This is a genomic window from Celeribacter ethanolicus (assembly GCF_001550095.1).
Lineage (GTDB): Bacteria > Pseudomonadota > Alphaproteobacteria > Rhodobacterales > Rhodobacteraceae > Celeribacter > Celeribacter ethanolicus.
In genome coordinates this window covers 45,695-63,280 of sequence record NZ_LRUC01000033.1, presented here as the reverse complement: position 1 = coordinate 63,280, position 17,586 = coordinate 45,695, and the positions used below count along the sequence as shown (strand labels likewise).

Here is a 17,586-nt window from a genome sequence, read left to right as displayed (position 1 = left end):
GTTCTGACATCACGCCCGATGAGCAATGATGCAGGCGAATGAGCCGGAGCCCCTACATACCAAAAGACCTAGGCACGGCCTACCACTGAAAGAGGCGGCGAGAAGATGACTTACCTTTGGTATCTTATTGCTGCCTTTGCCGAGATCGCCGGATGTTTTGCTTTCTGGGCATGGTTGCGGCTCGATCGTTCGCCACTTTTGGTCGGGCCAGGTCTGGTAAGTTTGGCACTCTTCGCATGGCTTTTGACGCGCGCAGAAAGCGAAATGGCCGGTCGGGCATATGCAGCTTACGGGGGCGTCTACATAGCGGCGTCCATGATCTGGATGTGGCTAGTGGAGGGGAGCCGACCGGACCGCTGGGACATTGCAGGCATTCTTCTTTGCCTCTTAGGCAGTGCTCTCATCCTGTTGCCTTCGCGCTCATGATCTGCGGAACCTCAGAAAACCAGGCAAATCCGTCGCTAGAAATCGCTAGGTCATCGCACCCGTCACGACGGGTGCGATGACCCATAGATTAGGCAGTCACGGTATTTTCGTACCCAGCTTCACGAAGCAGGGCCGTCAGCCGTTCTGTTGACAGTGCACCTTCAACAGAAACCGTGCGGGCCGGAATGTCGCAAGATACGCTCGCATTTGCGTCAGCTGCCTTGATCGCCTTTTCGATCGTACTGGTGCAATGACCACAACTCATGTCGGGAACGTTGAATTTCATGTCGATGTCTCCTCTGTGACAGCTTGTTCAGTGCAGATGGGGCTTCCAGTGGGGGGAAGGTCAAGGGTCTCCGTAGATTTTTAAAGCGAAGCCAGGAAAGTTCAAATTGGGTATTGACCTTCCAGTCACTGGAACTCCTATTTGGGGTGTCAAATGGGATTCCAGGAGACTGAAATGACAGATCAATCCAAAGTGACGCTCTCGATTGAAGGAATGTCTTGCGCCTCATGCGTAGGGCGCGTGGATCGGGGCCTAGCCGCGTTGAGGGGAATATCCGATGTCTCGGTGAACCTCGCGAACGAGACGGCGCGTTTCAGCGTGGATGGTTCGCCCCACCTGCAAGATGCGGTCCAAGCCCTGAAAGATCTCGGGTATCCAGCGCGAACGGCATCCGTGACGCTGAACATCGCGTCCATGTCATGTGCTTCTTGTGTCGGGCGCGTCGACAAGGCACTTGCCTTGGTTCCCGGCGTGTTGGAGGTCAACGTTAATCTTGCGGCGGAAAATGCGCGCATCACATATCTTGAGGGCATGACCGACCCTGTGGCCCTCATCCGTGCATCCGAGCAAGCCGGATATCCAGCCAGCGTGGCCGAGGCCACGGCAACACAGGATCGCACTTCGCGAAAAGAAGAGGAAGCGCGCGGGTTGGCACGCCGGGTGGCACTGGCCGCAGCACTCGCTTTGCCGGTTTTCCTGATGGAAATGGGCGGGCACCTGATCCCGGCCGTGCATATGGCGATCAACAATACCATAGGACAGCAGGCCAGCTGGTTGATCCAGTTCATCCTCACAACGGCTGTGCTCATTGGGCCCGGCCGACAGTTCTATCTGAAAGGGTTTCCGGCCTTGCTGAAAGGTGCTCCAGACATGAACAGTCTGGTCGCCGTCGGCACAGGCGCAGCTTATCTTTATTCAGTTGTCGCAACGTTCTTCCCGTCGCTGATGCCCGAGGCCGTCCGCGCTGTCTACTTCGAGGCCGCCGCGGTCATCGTGGTCCTGATCCTGATCGGGCGCTGGCTCGAAGCGCGAGCGAAAGGGCGAACAGGGGCTGCAATCGAGAAGCTGCTCGGCCTACAGGCTCGTACGGCGCGTATTTTGCGTGACGGCGATGCGGTCGAGGTCGAGATCGATGCCTTGCGCACCGGAGATCTGATTGTTGTGCGCCCCGGAGAACGACTCGCCGTGGACGGTGAGGTTGTGGACGGCGAAAGCCATGTCGATGAAAGCATGATCACCGGGGAACCCGTGCCGGTCGGCAAGTCGGCTGGTGATCCTGTCACGGGCGGTACGGTCAATGGCGCGGGCAGTCTGACCTATAAAGCAACGCGTGTTGGTGCGGATACCACGTTGTCCCAAATCATCCGCATGGTCGAAGATGCGCAGGGCGCCAAGCTCCCCATTCAAGGGTTGGTGGATCGGATCACGCTTTGGTTCGTCCCCGCTGTGATGACCCTCGCCGCCTTGACGATCCTTGTCTGGCTAATATTCGGCCCTGATCCCGCCCTCACCTATGCGCTGGTCGCGGGTGTCTCAGTTCTCATCATTGCTTGTCCCTGCGCGATGGGACTGGCGACGCCGACGTCGATCATGGTCGGGACCGGTCGCGCTGCTGAAATGGGCGTGTTGTTCCGCAAGGGGGATGCTCTGCAAGCATTGGGGGACGTCAAGGTTGTCGCTCTGGACAAGACCGGCACCGTCACCGCCGGACGTCCCGCGCTGACCGACCTTGTGCTGGCGGAAGGAGCCGAGCGCTGCACCGTTCTTGCGGCAGTCGCATCGGTCGAAGCCAGATCAGAACACCCGATCGCCGAAGCTATCGTGCGCGGCGCGCAGGCGGAAAACATCAGACTGTCGGAACCGAGCGCGTTTACTTCGATTACAGGGTATGGCGTGCGCGCCATCGTTGACGGGGCCGAGGTTGTTGTCGGAGCTGACCGAATGATGCAGCGCGAAGGGATCGATCTTGGTGAACTCGCAGAGGCTGAAACTATGCTCGCACGGCAAGGTCGCACCGCACTCTTCGCCGCAATCAATGGCAAGGCGGTGGCTGCGATTGGCGTCGCCGATCCGGTCAAACCCTCGAGCCGAGCCGCGATTGCCGCACTGCACAGTCTGGGTTTGAAGGTGGCAATGATTACCGGCGACAAACGCGAAACGGCAGAAGCAATTGCCGAAGAGACTGGTATCGACCACGTGATCGCGGGGGTCTTGCCCGACGGCAAGGTGGCGGCACTGGAAAATCTGCGCCAGCAGGGCACATTGGCCTTTGTTGGCGATGGCATCAACGATGCACCCGCGCTCGCCCACGCGGATGTTGGCATCGCCATCGGCACTGGCACGGATGTGGCGATCGAAAGCGCAGATGTCGTATTGATGTCCGGTGATCTTCGCGGCGTTGTGAACGCTTTCGAGATCTCGCGACACACCATGCGAAACATCAAACAGAACCTTGGTTGGGCCTTTGGTTACAATGTGGCTTTGATACCCTTGGCCGCCGGAGCGCTTTATCCGAGTTTCGCCGTGCTGCTGTCACCGGTCGTCGCTGCCGGTGCGATGGCACTTAGCTCGGTCTTTGTCTTGACGAACGCCTTGCGGCTGCGGCGCGTAAGACCGGCGATGGACGAGCGCCAAGAGTCTGGGCGGGTGGAGGACTTCGCCCCCGTCCCGGCCGAGTGAGAGGAGGCAGAAATGAACATTGGTGATGTTGCCGAGCGGTCAGGAGTGCCGGCCAAGACCATTCGCTACTATGAGGATATCGGTCTAGTAACACCTTTGCGCGCTGCAAACGGGTATCGAAGCTTCAGAGAGATCGATTTTCATAAGCTGGCATTCATCGGACGAGCGCGAGCCTTGGGATTTACAATCGAAGACTGCCGTACGCTTTTGGCGCTCTATAACGATGACAATCGAGAAAGTGCGCAGGTAAAGGCCGTCGCAGAGGTGCACCTGCGCCAGATTGATGAAAAGATCTCTAAACTCATGTCGATGAAAGAAACTCTTTCGTCTCTCGTGCACCAGTGTGCTGGCGATCACCGACCGGATTGTCCAATTCTTGCGGATCTTTCTGTCGTAGACGACGCAACTTTCTCATGATCTCCGACGACGAATGAAATCGCGCGCCCTGCGAGACAGGGCGCGCGACCTGTAGTTACTGCACCAGCTCTGTAATAGTCAGCTTGCCATTCACACGGTCGGCAACGAAGTTGATCTGTGCGCCTTCACTCAGCCCTTCCAGCATCGCGGGATCGGCGAGAACGAAGACCATTTTCATTGCTGGCATGTCGAGGTTTTCCAGCGGGCCATGGTCGACAGTAATCTTGTTCCACTTGGCATCGATCTTGGTCACCGTGCCCGAGGACATGGCACTATCGCTAGCAGCAATTGCAGTTCCAGCGGTCATCAGAAGGGCAGCGGCGAGCGTCAAAAATTTGGTCATGATTGGTTTCCTTTGATTTGAGATCAGTTGACAGTAAGGGCGCCGTGCATGCCGCCTTCATAGTGGCCGGGCAGCAGGCAGGCGAATTCGAAGTTGCCGGCCTTGTTGAAAGTCCAAAGGATCTCCGCCTCTTCACCTGGTTCAAGGCGCACAGCGTTAGGGTCGTCATGTTCCATCTCAGGGAACTTGGCCATCAGCTCTTTGTGTTCAGCGTTTTGTGCCATCGAATCCATCACGAACTCGTGGGTTTCCTCACCCATGTTCGTGATGCGCAGGCGCACGGTTTCACCCTCAGAAAAAGTCATTTCCGAGGAGGGTTCGAAGACGAACGGTGCGTCCTTGTCGTAGTCCTCACGCATTATCACATCGATGGTTCGCGTGGGTTCATGGCCATGCATCGCAGGCATGCCGATGGCCATTTGACCGTTGCCGTGCCCGGCGTCCGCAATTGCGAGGGCGGGAATCAGGGCCAGCCCCAATGTCAAAAGTGCAGTTTTCATGAGCGTGTTTCTCCTGTGCTCTGGCATCAGCCCTGCCGCACGCCGCCGCGCGGCGTGATCACGGTTTTCGGACTGGTGTTGTATGCATGTTCGGGCAGCTCGCCCGTCCATTCGTAGGCCTGTGTTCCGGGCGGGTTGTCGTACCAGCCAGGATCGCTGTAATCGTCGCGGTCGATGCCCTCGCGAACCTTCACCACGCTAAACATGCCACCCATTTCCAATGGGCCATGCGGCCCCCATCCGGTCATCATCGGCACGGTGTTCTCGGGGATCTCCATCGACATCTCGCCCATATCCGCCATACCCGCCGTGCCCATCGGCATGTAGCCAGGCTGCTGGCGGCGGATCATTTGGGTCAGGCGGGACTTGTCGGCGCCAATAAATGTAGGGATGTCGTGGCCCATAGCATTCATGGTGTGGTGCGACTTGTGGCAGTGGATCGCCCAGTCACCTTCGTGAATCGCGTCGAACTCGTAGGCGCGCATGGCGCCTACAGGAATGTCGATCGAGACCTCGGGCCAACGGGCACTTTCCGGCACCCAGCCTCCGTCAGTACAGGTGACCTGAAAGTCATAGCCATGCATGTGAATTGGGTGGTTGGTCATCGTCAGGTTGCCACAACGCACACGGACGCGGTCCCCCTTGTTGACCACCAGAGGATCGATGTCCGGGAAGATCCGGCTGTTCCAGGTCCACATGTTGAAATTGGTCATCTCGGCCACGCGCGGGATGTAGGTCCCCGGGTCGATGTCATAGGCCGCAAGGAGGAACGCGAAATCCCGGTCCACCGGCATGAACGCCGTGTCGCGCGGATGCACGATGAAGAGCCCCATCATGCCCATGGCCATCTGTACCATCTCGTCCGCATGCGGGTGGTACATGAAGGTGCCGGACTTGATGAGGTCGAACTCGTAGACGAAGGTCTTACCCGGCGGGATGCCGGGATGCGACAAACCACCAACTCCATCCATTCCCGATGGCAGGATCAGTCCGTGCCAATGCACGCTGGTATGTTCCGGAAGACGGTTGGTTACGTAAATACGCACCCGCTCGCCTTCGACCGCTTCGATTGTGGGTCCGGTGGATTGGCCATTGTAGCCCCAGAGCCGCGCAATCATCCCGTCCGCCATAATCCTTTCAACAGGCTCTGCAACGAGGTGGAACTCCTTTACATCTCCGTTCATGCGATACGGCAAAGACCATCCGTTCAGTGTTACAACGGGGTTGTAGTCGAACCGATCCGAAGGCCTTGGGGGAACTTGTGTATAGGGGCTGTCGGTAAAGGCGGCCTCGGGCAGATCGCGAAAGCGTGTTTGCGCGGCCCCGGCGTTCGCCAGCACAGCTCCAGCGCTCGCGGTCAATCCCGCGCCCAGTAATTGACGACGGTTCATCATTCTTCGCTACCTCCGGTCAGAGTAATTGCCCCGCCCCAAATCGCCGCGGTCGCGTCTGTTTCGGCAAGCCAGTAGTCACGTTTCGCTTCTGCGGCAGAGAGGCGCGAAGCGAGCCCCTCCTGGGCATCAGCGATCAATTCAAAGGTCGAGGTCAGCATGCCGTTGTAGGACAGCAGCGCTTCGTCATCGATCTGGCGTCGCAGAGGCAAAACAGAGTCGCGCCAATGCCGCGCGATGCTATGGCGACCGGTGATGGCCCTATAGGCCATGCGTGCGTCCGAACGCGCATCGACGGCCTGCTGGGCCAGCCTGTTCGCTGCCTGCAGATAGGCCATGCGGCCACGCTTCGACACCAGCGGACCGGTGTCGTAGAGCGGGATCTCGAAATCTAGAGCAAGCGCTGGATTGGCCTCGGTTTCTCCGGCTGCACGTTCCAGGTCGAAACCAGCCACCAACTGGACGTCCGAGACCATACGGGTTTGCCCGGTCAGACGGTAGTCCAGCGCGAGCGCCTCGAGTTCCAGCTTTCCAGATGCCAGGTCTACGCGGTTTGCCAGTGCCAGCTGTTCGATATTTCCTGCAACGCGCGGGCCACCAGGCAAGGCGGGCAGCGAGTCCGGCACGAATACAGTGGTGTCGCTACCCCAAAGCCCCATCAGCCGAAGCAGTTTTTCTTTGGCCAATTGCGCCTCCAATTGGGCGGCTGCACGTTCGGCGGCAAGCTCAGCAGTAAAGGCATGCTCTCTTGCTTGATCGGCCTTGCTCATCGCGCCGGTACGGCCCAGTTGCACAGCAAGTTCGGACGCTGCCTCGGCAGTGCCCTGAGTTTGAGCGATCAGTGCAGCGGCTTCGAAAGCGCCAACCGCCTCAATCCAGGCCCGGCGGGTTTCAACGGCCAAGTCTATCGTGTCGGCGAGCGCAGCAAGTTCGGATTGTCTGAAGCGAATCTCCGCAAGTTGGGTCCGCGGTGCGGATGTTGCCACGTCGAGCAGGGAGTTGATTAATGTTGCCTCAAGTGTGCGAGTGACATCGCCAGCCAACCCGGAGATTGACACACCGATCGAGGGCACCGGCCCCATAGCCACTTCCCATAAGTCAGTTGAGGACAGACCTAGCTCAGCGAAGCTGGCTTGAAGTGCGGGACTGTTTATCAGGGCAACCTGCACTGCGGTGTCGGCGCTGACGGTCTTACCATGCACCATGGCGTGAACCCTCTTGCGCGTTTCCTCAAGGTCCGCGGCAGACAGGTTCCAGATCGGTGTGGCCCCTAGAGCCTGGCGTGCACCCGTCTCGACACTGCCAAAGCCCGCGCGATCTGGTTTTGCGCGCTCAAGAACGGCAGGACTGGCGCAGGCGGACACCAGCAACATGGACCCCATGAGAAGAGGCAGTTTCATTCGCCACCCTCCCGTTGTTCATCATTCAGCGTCCGCCATTCGGCCGGTTCTCCGACCGAGTAGCCCGCGTAAGCAACAACAGGCCCGGGTTGCGCAGACGCGACCACAGGCGATGTAACCGCCGCCGTAAGCGCTGGCACGGTTTCAAGTTCAGGAAGCGCCGAGCAGGCGGCCCCGAACAGCGGCAAGGATGCCGCAAGCAGAATTTTCACTTAGATTTCCTCGAAATGTCAGATGCAGATGGTCGCAGTCAAACTGCGGCTACAGGTGCATCAGGCGCGAGGAGGGCGCCGCAAACCTTCGGGTGTGGCCGAACGGACTAGGGACGCAATATCCCAGGACCGGAGGGAAACATTAGCGGACTGCTTTGTGCAACTTTCGGCACCTACGAAGTCTCCGACCACGCAGATATGTGACGCACAGTGGTCTGCTCCATGGTCGATATCTGCAGCCGGAATGTCCGTTTCATGATGGTGGCGCTCGTTTGAAGACTCCTGGGCGAGTTGTTCAACAGAGCACGAAACCATGGCTGATGCATTGGACGGCATCAGGGTCACTGCCACCAATATGGAGGCAATCTGGAGTATCCCAAAAAAGGCCCGAATCCTGTACATCATTTTTGAAGCTGTATTGCTGAAACAAAATGTCGGCAAGTCACCAAAACGTGTGGGCCAATTTTTCATACATTCTTCGTAGAAGTCTGAACAAACTGCTGAAATCCTAATCGATCAATGAATGTGCGAGCGCGGATGTCGCAAGCGGTGACGACATGATCGCCCGCTTGAAAAACATCATTGCGTTAGAGACTGACGGAGCGTTGGTCTAACGGTTGATTTCTACTGGCGGCACAAACCCGTAGTCGCTTACTCGAGAGCATTCAGGAACCTGGCGTAGTCATCACTGACCTCCCTCGCCTCAACAAAGGCGCGAGCGCGCTCGGCGTCGAGACAACGAAAGTAGTCCTGCACATCGGCAATGTAGGTCTCGAAATCGCTTCTGATCAGATCGGCGTAGGCACGCATGTCGTCTTGCGACTGAGGCAAGAACGGTCGTTCGGGAGGTACGCAATCTGCTGCCGCGGCTATCGGCATGCTTCCAAGCAGGAACGCGAACAGCAACGGTGCGTTGCGCGCAATAAACAGCCGCAGGGCAAAACTCCTTTGCCGCCTTTAAGATTATCATTCTGTCGGCTATCACCGTTATCGGAGCAAGGCGAACTTCGTCAACACGTTATTATTGTCTTGCTATCATTAATGTTGTTTTGTATCGCTCACGGTGTTGCGACCCCGTGGGCCTGATACTGCACCCAGGCAGAACAAGGACCCAAGGGAAGGCCATGATTGAAGAAGCCCCGAATGTGGTTACAGAAGACGGACTGCGCGGCTTGCTCGCCGAGGGCTACCTCATTGAGGTGGTCTGCAAGGAGAGAGCAGAGAAGCGCCATAACAGCTGGTACGGCTCGTGGGTCATCCGCGCCGTCGCCACTGATGAGCGTGACGATAAGATGCTCGTCACCAGCCGAAGCGTCCTCAAGCTCCGCGACTTCAAAACCATCGTTGGCCTTGTCAGTTTCCTGGCCGACATGGGCTGTACGACCGCTAGCATCCCACTTGAAGAAGGTGGCCGCGAGCGCCACGCCGCGCCTCCGGTCAAAGGCAGCTGACCGCGCGACTGCGCTCGTCGTTGCTTTGGGTACAGGCGTTTGTTCCGCGCCCCCGGCCCTGGCCGACGGTTTCATCTTTTCGGTTGGCCCAGACGGCCAATTGATTTCCTCTTCTCAAGAGGCAAACGGGCGCCTTTTTCTCTTCGCAGAACCTCGCGTTCCTGACGCAACGAGCGAGACAGCGATCCCGGCTCGATCCGCCGCCCGCGCCACCCCAGAAATCCTCCATGCGATCGAGACCACGGCTCTGCGGTATGCCGGGCATGGTGCGCTGCGTCGCGCAGGGCTTTCAGTCACTGATTGGGCGCTCCTTTACCGGGCCAATATCGAAGTCGAGAGCGCATACAATCCGGCTGCACGTAGCCCTGTCGGTGCCATAGGCCTTGGCCAGCTTATGCCGGATACCGCCCGCGACCTCGGCGTGGACCCACATGACATTGCGCAGAACCTCGACGGATCAGCCCGCTACTTGCTGATGATGCTCGACCAGTTCGGTGAGGGTTCTCTGGCCCTTGCCGCGTACAACGCTGGCCCTGAGGCGGTCACACGCCACGGCGGCATCCCCCCTTTTCGAGAAACCCAAGGGCATGTGGCCCGTGTGACCGCCGTGTTTGAGCGGCTCAGAGGAGATCTTTCATGACATCGAGAAAACGTCAAAGCGTGCTCCGCACGCGGGCGATCACCGCGTTCGGCGCGATGGCCCTTATCGTGCTGGCGGGTCCAGCGCTTGCGCAAAGCATCGACCTCTCGCCGGTACAGACCCTGCTTCAAGGCATTGTCGATGCGATCACCGGTCCCTTGGGCATCGTGATTGGCACGCTCGCACTGATCGGTGTGTTTCTTTCCTGGCTCTTTGGCATCCTCGACTTTCGTCAGGCGCTTTGGGTCGTGGTTGCAATCGCGGGCATCGCCGCAGCACCCACCATCGTCGCCGCCATCTGGACCACCTGAGCAATCCCGGAGTTCTTGGCCATGGCTGACCAGTCCCGCGTGTTCATCGGCCTTCTCAGGCCACCCAAGCTGATGGGCTTGCCGATCATGTACGCCATGGTCTGGCTCTTCGGCTCGACGCTTCTGTTCCTCTGGGTGCAGAGCTGGGTGGTGGCTGTGTTCGCGGGGCTGGCCTGGCCGGCGCTCTGGAAGGCCGCAGACTGGGATCCGAACTTCCTCGATGTCCTTGTGATCACCCTGCAGGAAACCCCGCCCACGACGAACCGCAAGCTGCACGGAGGCGACAGCTATGCCCCGTGATGGACTTGCCGATGAGGTTGAGAACGCCATCGATCCGCTGACTGCGCTACCCTCATGGGTCAAGGGCGAGAAGCGGCTCTCAATGATGCTGCCTTATGTGAGCCTCGTGAACGACCGAACGATCCGGACACGCGGCAACGAGCTGATGCAATGCATCCGGCTCGAGGGGGTGAACAGCACCACGAGCGAGGACGGGCATCTCGACCGGATCGGAGGGTTGCTGGCTGGCATCGTGGCGCAGGTCGGGACCGAGTTCTCATTCTACTTGCACAAGGTCTCGAAAGCGGTCGACGTGACCCTGCCGCCCGTTCCGGGCGAAGGGTTTGCGGCCGCCGTCGACAAACGATGGCACGCGCATCTCGGCCGCGCGGGTTTGCGCGACAAGACGCTGACCCTGACGGTGCTGAAGCGACCTGAGACCGGCAGCCGCTTGCCATTCGGACTTGGGGCGTCTCGCTCGCGACATGCGGCCGACACCACCCGCCGCTTGCGCAAGCTCGACGAGGTTGTGGGGTTTCTGCTGTCCTCCTTCGATGAGCTGAAGCCCCGCCTGCTGGCCGCAAGCACCGGCGAGCTTCTGGGCTTCCTCGGTTCACTCAACACGGGCGAGGAGCACCCGCTCTTCCCCCGGTCGCGCCTCGGTGTGATCGCCGAGGACGTAGCCAATACCCGCGTCACCTTCCGCGGCACGACCATCGCACTCTCGGACGGTGCCGTCGGCGACAAGCACGGGGCGATCTTTGCGGTGAAGAACTACCCCGCCAAGACCGATAGCCTGATGCTCGACGAGTTGAATCTGCCCGTCGACATGGTGGTCACGCACTCTTTTGTGCCGATCAACGCCAACATCATGGCGGGCCGGATCAAGCGGCAGCTGCGGCTAATGCAGGCCGCCAATGACGGAGCCGTCAGTCTCGCCCAGGAACTGGAACTCGCGCAGGACGATCTGGAATCCAAACGCCTGATCTTCGGCGAGCACCACATGACCGTGGCCGTCTATGCCCGCACCCAGACGGCGCTTGACGACATCGCGGCCGAAATCCGCAACATCTCCGCCACTTCCGGGATCAACCTGATCTCGGAAGCCTTCGGGGCGCGGGCGCATTTCATGGCGCAGCATCCCGGGAACACAGGGGCGCGCAGCCGCAAGGCCGCAATCACGAACCACAACTTCGCCGATCTCGCTACCTTCCACCGCACCCCGCTCGGAAAGACAGGGCGGGAAGTCCCCTGGGGCGTGCCGATCACGCTCTTTCCGACACCCGAGCGCAGTGGTTTTCGCTTCAACTTCCACGAACAGGGCGCGCCAGATCGCGAGCCCACAGGTGGGCACACGCTGATCCTCGGCCGTCCCGGCTCCGGCAAATCCGTCCTGGCGGCTTTCCTGATGACCATGGCACGGCGGGCAGGTGCGCGGGTCTTCGTTTTCGACTATCGCGCGGGCATGGAGATGGCCGTCCGCGCGCTCGGCGGCAGCTATTCGACCGTGCGGGCGGGGCGCCCCACGGGCCTCAATCCGCTCCAGACCGAGATCGACGCCCGCGGGCAGGCCTGGCTTGCCGACTGGCTTGCAAGCGTCCTCGAGCGCCGCGATCGACCGCTGACCCCGGTTCAGACCAACCGACTGCAGGAAGTCGTGCGCCAGAACGCGAGCGCAGGACATGCGGGGCTGCGGAACTGGTCGGATTTCGCCTCGCTGCTGGTCTCGACCGATGACGAAGGCGATCTCTTCGAGCGTATGCAGGAATGGACGGCCGAGGGTCGCTACGGCTGGATCTTCGGGGCCAATGCCGAGGACAGTTTCAGCATCGACGGTGACGTCGCGGGCTTTGACCTCACCGGCATCCTCGATTCCGAGAGCGAGCGGGAACGCATGGCAGTCCTGTCCTACCTCTTCCGTCGGGTCGAACGGGTGATCGAGGACCGCAAGCCCACCATCATCGTCATCGACGAGGCATGGAAAGCCCTCGACAACGCCTACTTCGCAGAGCGGCTCTCAAACTGGCTGGTGACCGCCCGCAAGCAGAACGCCGTCGTCGTGATGATGACCCAATATGCCAGCCAGCTCGAGCGCACGCGCACCGGCAAGACCATCGTGGAAGCGGTGCCGACTCAGGTGCTCTTGCCCAACATTCGTGCTTCCGCCGCTGACTACGCGATGCTCGGCCTGACCGAGAAAGAGCTCGACGTGCTTCTGGGCGTCGGCTCGGCCTCGCGGCTCGCGCTTGTACGCGACGACCGTGGTTCCGTCGTGATCGATGCCGATCTCAGCGCGCTCGGCTCGCTCGTGACCATCCTTGGCGGAATGGAGAAGGGCGAAGCGCTTGTCGGCGCCGATTATCGCGAACGTCCTGATTTCTGGAGAGTGACATGACCCGTACCATCATTCGCAGCGTCGTGCTGCTCGGGCTCGGCCTGACGCTGACAGCCTGTGCGCAGCATAACGCCCCGCAAGCCAACTGCTTCAGTTTTCGCGGGGCTCCTGCGCAGGCAGGAACCGCCACCGCCACGATCTCGACCATGGGGGCGGAGGTCACGCGCCGCGAAACGGCCTGCGATTTCGTCCTCTTGGGGGCGGGTGGCTGAACCAATGCGGACCTGGCTTCCTCTCTCGATGATCGGCTTTGCGCTGGCAGGTCCCACGGCGGGGCCAGCGGTCGCCCAGGGCGTGCCGACCTTCGACCTGCGCCTCTTCGCAGAGCGGCAGGCCATCCTTGAGCAGACCGATCGGGACCTGGCATTGCAGCAGGACCGGCTAAGCCGCGAGGAGGAACTGGCCGAAATCGAGCGCCAGCAACTCGCCTCCTTTGAGTCGCTGATGGATGCGATGTCGCTTGGCGCTGGAGACGTGGCCGGAACCGTGGCGGGGCTCGAGGCGGGGCAGGGGGCGGTAGACGTCGAAAGCGCGGCCGCCAGTCTTTATGCGCCCGAGGACACCAATCCAGCGGCAGCGCGGATGTTCGGCGATGCCAGGGAGGGGATCGAGGAGCTGATCATCCGCGCAGCACGCGACACCCATAGTCTGTCCGGGGTCGCCCGTGCGGGCCTTTCGCTCGTGCAATGGCGCTGTCTCTTGCAGGCGCTGATCTGGCAGGAAAGCCGTTTCCAGATCGGGGCACGCTCACCCGTGGGGGCCTTCGGACTTACCCAGATCATGCCCGGCACCGCGGGCGATCTCGGGATCTACCCGGCCTATTACGACGATCCCTATCTGCAGGTCACCGGCGGTGCGCGATACCTCGCACAAATGCTGAACATGTTCGATGGCAACATTATCCATGCGCTCGCCGCCTATAACGCCGGGCCGGGCAATGTGCAGGATTATGGCGGTGTGCCACCCTTCACGGAAACCCAGCATTATGTCGTGGTGATCCCGCAGCAGTACAACAGCTACCTCGCGGCCGTAGGCGGCATCGATGCGCTCGGCACCATCGACCCTGTGCTCCTCGCCAACGCGAGTTTCAGCCTCTCGGCCCACGGCGCAGGGGTCTATGGCGACTATTCGCTGGTCTCGGTCCGTGCCGCCGCCCTGCGGGTTCAGGACATCATCACCCGCATTGGTGAGACCGAGGATCTCCACGAGGCCATCGCGCTCAACACCTATGCCCGGGCCGAACTGGCCCGGCTGGTCGCAATCCGGACCCGGATCAAGGCCGCCCGAACCGAGCCACTCAGCGCCGAGCAGATCGCCTTGGCGGCAGCGCAAGCTGCCGAACGGCAATACATGGATTTCAGTCAGGAGGATTTGCGTTGAACCTGCGCCTGCCCCGTTCCCTTTTCGCCGGGAGCATCGCTCTCGCGCTTGCCCTCAATGTCACCGGACCTGTCGCGGCACAGGGTGTGCCCACGGTGGACACTCAGAACATTGCTCAGGAAATCCGCCAGCTTCAACAGATGCTGCAGGATTTCGGGATCCAGACCGATCTTCTGGACAATGCGTTGGAGCAACTGGACATGCTGCAAAGCCAACTCGATCAGCTGAACGAGATGTATGCCTCGCTCACCGGGCCGCGCAGCATCCTCGGACTTGCCATGGGCGGGGACCTCGATACCTTGCTTGAGGCCAACTTCGAAGACATCCCCGGCCTGATCCGAGGCATCCAGGCGGGCGATTGGAGCGCGCTCATCGGGCCCAATGCCGGGCCCATGCGCACGCAGATGGAACAGGCGCTGGCAAGCGCCGGGTTCGACGAGGATTCACTCCGCGAAATCGCCACCAGCGGCAATCCGGGCGCCGAAGGCGTGGCCACGCGGGCCACCACAGGTGCTGTGATGTCGGCGGCGGCGCAGAACAGCCACGCAGAGGCGGAACAGTCTCTCGAACGGGTGGAACGTCTGGTCGAGATGATCCCCGACATGGAGGATCTCAAAGCCTCGATGGATCATAACACACGCGTCACGGCGGAACTCGCCATCGCCATGACCCGGATGTGGGAGCTGGAAGCGATCCAAACCCTAGGCGCAGGCAATGTAGGCGTGGTCGACGCCGCCATGGTTGCCGAAGAACGCCGCTACATGGACTTCACCTTGCCGGATCTTGAGCCATGAGTGGGGCAGGGGTGATGACTGCGCGCGAGCTCGTGGAAGAGGAACTTGTCTACGGTGCCCTGCGCCGGGAACAGCTTTGGCGGATGATCGGCATTTCTGGAGCAGGCTTTGGTGTATTCGGCTGTTTGACGGCTGCAGCTGTCGCGCTGATGGTCGAGACGCCGCCTCCCGTGGTTGTGCCCTACGATCCCGCGACCGGGATGGCGCTCCCCAATGCCACGGTTGAAACCGTGTCGCTCGCCGAACGGCCTGCCGTGATCGAAGCGCAAATCTACCGCTACATTTTTGACCGCGAGACCTACAACCAGCTCGACAACGACCTTCGTGTCCGCCGTGTCCTCGCACAGTCTTCCGGGTCGGCCGAGGCCAGCATGCGCGCGATGTGGACATCGGGTCAGGAGAACTATCCGCCGACGCGATACGGGCCTGCGGCCGAGATGGCTGTCGAGATCGCATCGATCACCCTTATTGGCGATAACCGCGCCCAAGTGCGGCTCAGAAAGCGCCTGACAAGCCCGCAAGGGGTACAGGATGGATCGTTCACTGCCACGTTGATGTTCGAGTTCCGGCCGGAGCGGACCCGCGCGATCGACGATGTCTGGCAAAACCCTTTCGGTTTCACCGTTACCCAATATGCCATCCGATCGGACCGTTCCGAATGACTCGCACTCTAATCTCTACGCTGTTGGCCGCCAGCATTCTCGCGTTCGCGGGAACAACTGCCTTGGCCGAGACCACCCCCCGCCCAGGCTCGCACGACAATCGTGTGCGCGTGGCGACCTGGACTGAGGGCCAGGTTTACCGTGTCGTCACGACTCTGACCCGCGTCACCACAGTCGAATTCGGTGAGGGTGAAACCATCCGCTCGATCATCGCCGGCGATACGGTCGGGTTTCAATTCGACGGTGTCCCGGGTGGCCGTGCCTTCGCCATCAAGCCGACAGTATCTGGCGTCGCCACCAACATCACCGTCTACACCAACCGCCGCTCCTACTACTTCCATGTCGTCGAAGCCCGGGAGACGCCGCATTATGTCGTGCAGTTCCGCTACCCTGAAAACCGCGTGCAACCCACCAGGGCGGTTGCGGCCGATGCGCCGAACGCGAACTATGCGGTCAGTGCCCGAGAAGAGTTCACGCCGACGGCCATCTGGGATGATGGTACCTTCACGTATTTCCGGTTCGCACGGAATGCGCCGGTGCCCGCCATCTTCCGATATTCGAACGGCAGGGAACGCGCGGTGAACAGCCAGGCCTTGAGTGACGGCGTCATCCGCGTGTCCGGCGTCGACCGACAATGGGTCCTTCGCCTTGGCGAAGAGGTGGTTTGCGTCCAGGACGCAGGACAGGCCACATCATGACCGAAGGTACGGAAGACCTCGCCGCGCGCCTCGCGGCTCTCGAAGGCTCGACAGGCAAAGCGAAGGCAAGCAAGCGGCCTGCGCCGCTTGCCGCGATCCTTGGGGTCGTCGGCATCGCGGCAGCAGGCGGTCTGGCATGGGCTGCCCTGCAGCCGTCAGCAGAAGCACCAATGGCGACCGCCGCGCCGGAGGAGTTCCAGACCAGCGGCCCCGGATTCGGAGATCTGGCGCCGATTTCTGCCCCGGAGCCCAGCCAAGCCCCGCCTGCTGACACTGGTCCGAGCGATTCGGAACTCGCGCTGATGGAAAGTCTTGCGACATTGAGAGCGGAACTCGAGGACCTGCGCGCAAGACCGGCCGAGGCCGCAGATAGCGGGGCGGAGCAGGCGATTGCGGACCTGACGGCGCAAATTGCCACCTTACAGGAAGCATCCGCCGAGGCTCAGCGTGCCCTCGAGCGGCAGCTGACCGAGCGGGATCGCGAATTGGATCAGCTCCGCATGGACTTGGAACTTGCACGGCTTGCACCACCAGAGCCGACCTCATTGGGACCAAGTGAAGAAGAATTGCGGCTGGCCGAACTCGAAAGGCGGCGCGCAGCCGAAGCCGAGGCCCGCGCAGAGCGTATCGCGTCTCCTATGATCGCGTTCTCCGGGATGGGCGCGGGTGCGGATAGGGAGAACACGCTGGAAGCCGCACGTTTGAATGCAGATGAAGCCTTTGTTCGTTCGGGCGCACAACCTGCGCAGGTGACACGTGCCGAAGTGATCGCGAACCCATCGAACACGGTTGTTCAGGGCACCATGATTCAGGCTGTGACAGAGACGGCTCTCGACAGCACACTGCCCGGCGCGATCCGCGCCATCGTCTCGGAAGACGTCCATTCTTTCGATGGAACGCGTATCCTGATCCCGCGCGGCGCGCGGCTGATCGGGCGCTACCGCTCCGATGTCGCACTCGCCCAATCGCGCGTCATGGTGGCATGGGACCGGATCATCTTGCCCGATAATCAGACCGTGCAGATCAGCGCCTTCGGTGGAGACGAACTCGGCCGTACTGGCACCACCGGGTTTGTCGACACCCGTTTCGTGCAACGCTTCGGCTCCGCCGCGCTGATCTCCTTGATCGGCGCCTTGCCTGCGGCTGCAGCGGGTCAAATCGACAGCGAGGCGGCGGCCGATGTTGCGAGTGATGTCGGCACCGACCTGCGCGATAGCACGCAAAGCGTGATGCAGGACTATCTGGCGATCCGGCCAGTGATACATGTCGATCAGGGTACACGGATCACGGTCATGGTCGATCGTGACCTCGAGATTTTCTGA

21 protein-coding genes are annotated in these 17,586 nt (G+C 60.8%); 15 read left to right on the top strand and 6 right to left on the bottom strand.

The features are described 5' to 3' along the window. Positions 1 to 105: 105 nt before the first annotated feature. On the top strand, positions 106 to 426 hold the full coding sequence (locus NH195_RS12530; protein ID WP_009573643.1) for a YnfA family protein: 321 nt from the start codon (positions 106 to 108) through the stop codon (positions 424 to 426). Between the two features lie 88 nt (positions 427 to 514). Here NH195_RS12530 and NH195_RS20880 read toward each other — a convergent pair whose 3' ends face one another. Further along, entirely contained in the window at positions 515 to 712 is a 198-nt protein-coding gene (locus tag NH195_RS20880) for a heavy-metal-associated domain-containing protein (RefSeq protein ID WP_009573644.1), read from the bottom strand. A gap of 174 nt (positions 713 to 886) precedes the next feature. Here NH195_RS20880 and NH195_RS12525 point away from each other — a divergent pair, with 174 nt between their 5' ends. Together NH195_RS12525 and cueR are read left to right on the top strand one after the other, a co-directional pair. Next, complete coding sequence (locus tag NH195_RS12525; RefSeq protein ID WP_040402909.1) at positions 887 to 3,391, top strand: heavy metal translocating P-type ATPase; 2,505 nt, start codon at positions 887 to 889, stop codon at positions 3,389 to 3,391. 12 nt (positions 3,392 to 3,403) lie between these two features. After that, positions 3,404 to 3,808 carry a Cu(I)-responsive transcriptional regulator gene (gene cueR, locus NH195_RS12520; RefSeq protein ID WP_009573646.1) on the top strand — a complete coding sequence of 135 codons (405 nt, stop codon included), beginning with the start codon at positions 3,404 to 3,406 and terminating at the stop codon, positions 3,806 to 3,808. 55 nt (positions 3,809 to 3,863) lie between these two features. Here the strand turns inward: cueR and NH195_RS21690 are convergent, their stop codons facing one another. From NH195_RS21690 to NH195_RS12500, 4 genes are read right to left on the bottom strand one after another with little or no spacing between them, the layout of a single operon-like run. Then, complete coding sequence (locus NH195_RS21690; protein ID WP_009574142.1) at positions 3,864 to 4,151, bottom strand: copper-binding protein; 288 nt, start codon at positions 4,149 to 4,151, stop codon at positions 3,864 to 3,866. A 23-nt stretch (positions 4,152 to 4,174) separates the two neighbouring features. Then, positions 4,175 to 4,651 (bottom strand): cupredoxin domain-containing protein, encoded by a 477-nt coding sequence (locus tag NH195_RS21685; protein ID WP_009574143.1) that lies wholly within the window; start codon positions 4,649 to 4,651, stop codon positions 4,175 to 4,177. Positions 4,652 to 4,677: 26 nt separating this feature from the next. After that, positions 4,678 to 6,045 carry a multicopper oxidase family protein gene (locus tag NH195_RS12505; protein ID WP_074646437.1) on the bottom strand — a complete coding sequence of 456 codons (1,368 nt, stop codon included), beginning with the start codon at positions 6,043 to 6,045 and terminating at the stop codon, positions 4,678 to 4,680. Further along, positions 6,042 to 7,442, bottom strand: coding sequence for a TolC family protein (locus tag NH195_RS12500; RefSeq protein WP_043872337.1), 1,401 nt, complete (start codon positions 7,440 to 7,442; stop codon positions 6,042 to 6,044). Before NH195_RS12500 ends, NH195_RS12505 begins: the two co-directional genes overlap by 4 nt. 525 nt (positions 7,443 to 7,967) lie before the next feature. Here NH195_RS12500 and NH195_RS21475 point away from each other — a divergent pair. Next, positions 7,968 to 8,138 carry a hypothetical protein gene (locus NH195_RS21475; RefSeq protein WP_162265874.1) on the top strand — a complete coding sequence of 57 codons (171 nt, stop codon included), beginning with the start codon at positions 7,968 to 7,970 and terminating at the stop codon, positions 8,136 to 8,138. A 167-nt stretch (positions 8,139 to 8,305) separates the two neighbouring features. Here NH195_RS21475 and NH195_RS21535 read toward each other — a convergent pair whose 3' ends face one another. Then, positions 8,306 to 8,464 carry a hypothetical protein gene (locus tag NH195_RS21535; protein ID WP_169747690.1) on the bottom strand — a complete coding sequence of 53 codons (159 nt, stop codon included), beginning with the start codon at positions 8,462 to 8,464 and terminating at the stop codon, positions 8,306 to 8,308. 314 nt (positions 8,465 to 8,778) lie between these two features. On the opposite strand from NH195_RS21535, the gene NH195_RS12485 reads away from it, so the two are divergent. From NH195_RS12485 to NH195_RS12435, 11 genes are read left to right on the top strand one after another with little or no spacing between them, the layout of a single operon-like run. Then, complete coding sequence (locus tag NH195_RS12485; protein WP_009574148.1) at positions 8,779 to 9,105, top strand: hypothetical protein; 327 nt, start codon at positions 8,779 to 8,781, stop codon at positions 9,103 to 9,105. Continuing rightward, the gene (locus tag NH195_RS12480) at positions 9,062 to 9,745 is read left to right on the top strand and encodes a lytic transglycosylase domain-containing protein (RefSeq protein ID WP_043872336.1); all 684 of its coding nucleotides are present in this window, start codon (positions 9,062 to 9,064) and stop codon (positions 9,743 to 9,745) included. The genes NH195_RS12485 and NH195_RS12480 overlap by 44 nt, the downstream gene beginning before the upstream one ends. After that, complete coding sequence (locus tag NH195_RS12475; protein ID WP_009574150.1) at positions 9,742 to 10,056, top strand: TrbC/VirB2 family protein; 315 nt, start codon at positions 9,742 to 9,744, stop codon at positions 10,054 to 10,056. Before NH195_RS12480 ends, NH195_RS12475 begins: the two co-directional genes overlap by 4 nt. 21 nt (positions 10,057 to 10,077) lie before the next feature. Beyond that, entirely contained in the window at positions 10,078 to 10,356 is a 279-nt protein-coding gene (locus NH195_RS12470) for a VirB3 family type IV secretion system protein (protein WP_009574151.1), read from the top strand. Continuing rightward, on the top strand, positions 10,346 to 12,730 hold the full coding sequence (locus tag NH195_RS12465) for a VirB4 family type IV secretion/conjugal transfer ATPase (protein ID WP_066707474.1): 2,385 nt from the start codon (positions 10,346 to 10,348) through the stop codon (positions 12,728 to 12,730). Before NH195_RS12470 ends, NH195_RS12465 begins: the two co-directional genes overlap by 11 nt. Continuing rightward, positions 12,727 to 12,942 (top strand): hypothetical protein, encoded by a 216-nt coding sequence (locus NH195_RS12460; protein WP_066707469.1) that lies wholly within the window; start codon positions 12,727 to 12,729, stop codon positions 12,940 to 12,942. Before NH195_RS12465 ends, NH195_RS12460 begins: the two co-directional genes overlap by 4 nt. A 4-nt stretch (positions 12,943 to 12,946) precedes the next feature. Then, positions 12,947 to 14,110, top strand: coding sequence for a lytic transglycosylase domain-containing protein (locus tag NH195_RS12455; RefSeq protein WP_066707466.1), 1,164 nt, complete (start codon positions 12,947 to 12,949; stop codon positions 14,108 to 14,110). Then, entirely contained in the window at positions 14,107 to 14,904 is a 798-nt protein-coding gene (locus tag NH195_RS12450; protein WP_066707463.1) for a type IV secretion system protein, read from the top strand. Before NH195_RS12455 ends, NH195_RS12450 begins: the two co-directional genes overlap by 4 nt. Positions 14,905 to 14,918: 14 nt before the next feature. Beyond that, positions 14,919 to 15,566, top strand: a complete 648-nt coding sequence (locus tag NH195_RS12445) for a VirB8 family type IV secretion system protein (RefSeq protein ID WP_066707562.1) — start codon at positions 14,919 to 14,921, stop codon at positions 15,564 to 15,566. Continuing rightward, positions 15,563 to 16,264, top strand: coding sequence for a TrbG/VirB9 family P-type conjugative transfer protein (locus NH195_RS12440; RefSeq protein WP_155846172.1), 702 nt, complete (start codon positions 15,563 to 15,565; stop codon positions 16,262 to 16,264). The genes NH195_RS12445 and NH195_RS12440 overlap by 4 nt, the downstream gene beginning before the upstream one ends. After that, complete coding sequence (locus tag NH195_RS12435; protein ID WP_066707461.1) at positions 16,261 to 17,586, top strand: TraB/TrbI/VirB10 family type IV secretion system protein; 1,326 nt, start codon at positions 16,261 to 16,263, stop codon at positions 17,584 to 17,586. The genes NH195_RS12440 and NH195_RS12435 overlap by 4 nt, the downstream gene beginning before the upstream one ends.

Excerpts from the sequence above, each read along its gene's own strand:
- NH195_RS12445 (WP_066707562.1), top strand. The coding sequence starts at position 14,919 with ATGACTGCGCGCGAGCTCGTGGAAGAGGAACTTGTCTACGGTGCCCTG.
- NH195_RS12455 (WP_066707466.1), top strand. The coding sequence starts at position 12,947 with ATGCGGACCTGGCTTCCTCTCTCGATGATCGGCTTTGCGCTGGCAGGT.
- NH195_RS12530 (WP_009573643.1), top strand. The coding sequence starts at position 106 with ATGACTTACCTTTGGTATCTTATTGCTGCCTTTGCCGAGATCGCCGGA.
- NH195_RS12475 (WP_009574150.1), top strand. The coding sequence starts at position 9,742 with ATGACATCGAGAAAACGTCAAAGCGTGCTCCGCACGCGGGCGATCACC.
- NH195_RS21685 (WP_009574143.1), bottom strand. The coding sequence starts at position 4,651 with ATGAAAACTGCACTTTTGACATTGGGGCTGGCCCTGATTCCCGCCCTC.
- NH195_RS12500 (WP_043872337.1), bottom strand. The coding sequence starts at position 7,442 with ATGAAACTGCCTCTTCTCATGGGGTCCATGTTGCTGGTGTCCGCCTGC.
- NH195_RS12435 (WP_066707461.1), top strand. The coding sequence starts at position 16,261 with ATGACCGAAGGTACGGAAGACCTCGCCGCGCGCCTCGCGGCTCTCGAA.
- NH195_RS21690 (WP_009574142.1), bottom strand. The coding sequence starts at position 4,151 with ATGACCAAATTTTTGACGCTCGCCGCTGCCCTTCTGATGACCGCTGGA.
- NH195_RS12440 (WP_155846172.1), top strand. The coding sequence starts at position 15,563 with ATGACTCGCACTCTAATCTCTACGCTGTTGGCCGCCAGCATTCTCGCG.
- NH195_RS12465 (WP_066707474.1), top strand. The coding sequence starts at position 10,346 with ATGCCCCGTGATGGACTTGCCGATGAGGTTGAGAACGCCATCGATCCG.
- cueR (WP_009573646.1), top strand. The coding sequence starts at position 3,404 with ATGAACATTGGTGATGTTGCCGAGCGGTCAGGAGTGCCGGCCAAGACC.
- NH195_RS12525 (WP_040402909.1), top strand. The coding sequence starts at position 887 with ATGACAGATCAATCCAAAGTGACGCTCTCGATTGAAGGAATGTCTTGC.
- NH195_RS12505 (WP_074646437.1), bottom strand. The coding sequence starts at position 6,045 with ATGATGAACCGTCGTCAATTACTGGGCGCGGGATTGACCGCGAGCGCT.
- NH195_RS12460 (WP_066707469.1), top strand. The coding sequence starts at position 12,727 with ATGACCCGTACCATCATTCGCAGCGTCGTGCTGCTCGGGCTCGGCCTG.
- NH195_RS20880 (WP_009573644.1), bottom strand. The coding sequence starts at position 712 with ATGAAATTCAACGTTCCCGACATGAGTTGTGGTCATTGCACCAGTACG.
- NH195_RS12485 (WP_009574148.1), top strand. The coding sequence starts at position 8,779 with ATGATTGAAGAAGCCCCGAATGTGGTTACAGAAGACGGACTGCGCGGC.
- NH195_RS21475 (WP_162265874.1), top strand. The coding sequence starts at position 7,968 with ATGGCTGATGCATTGGACGGCATCAGGGTCACTGCCACCAATATGGAG.
- NH195_RS12470 (WP_009574151.1), top strand. The coding sequence starts at position 10,078 with ATGGCTGACCAGTCCCGCGTGTTCATCGGCCTTCTCAGGCCACCCAAG.
- NH195_RS21535 (WP_169747690.1), bottom strand. The coding sequence starts at position 8,464 with ATGCGTGCCTACGCCGATCTGATCAGAAGCGATTTCGAGACCTACATT.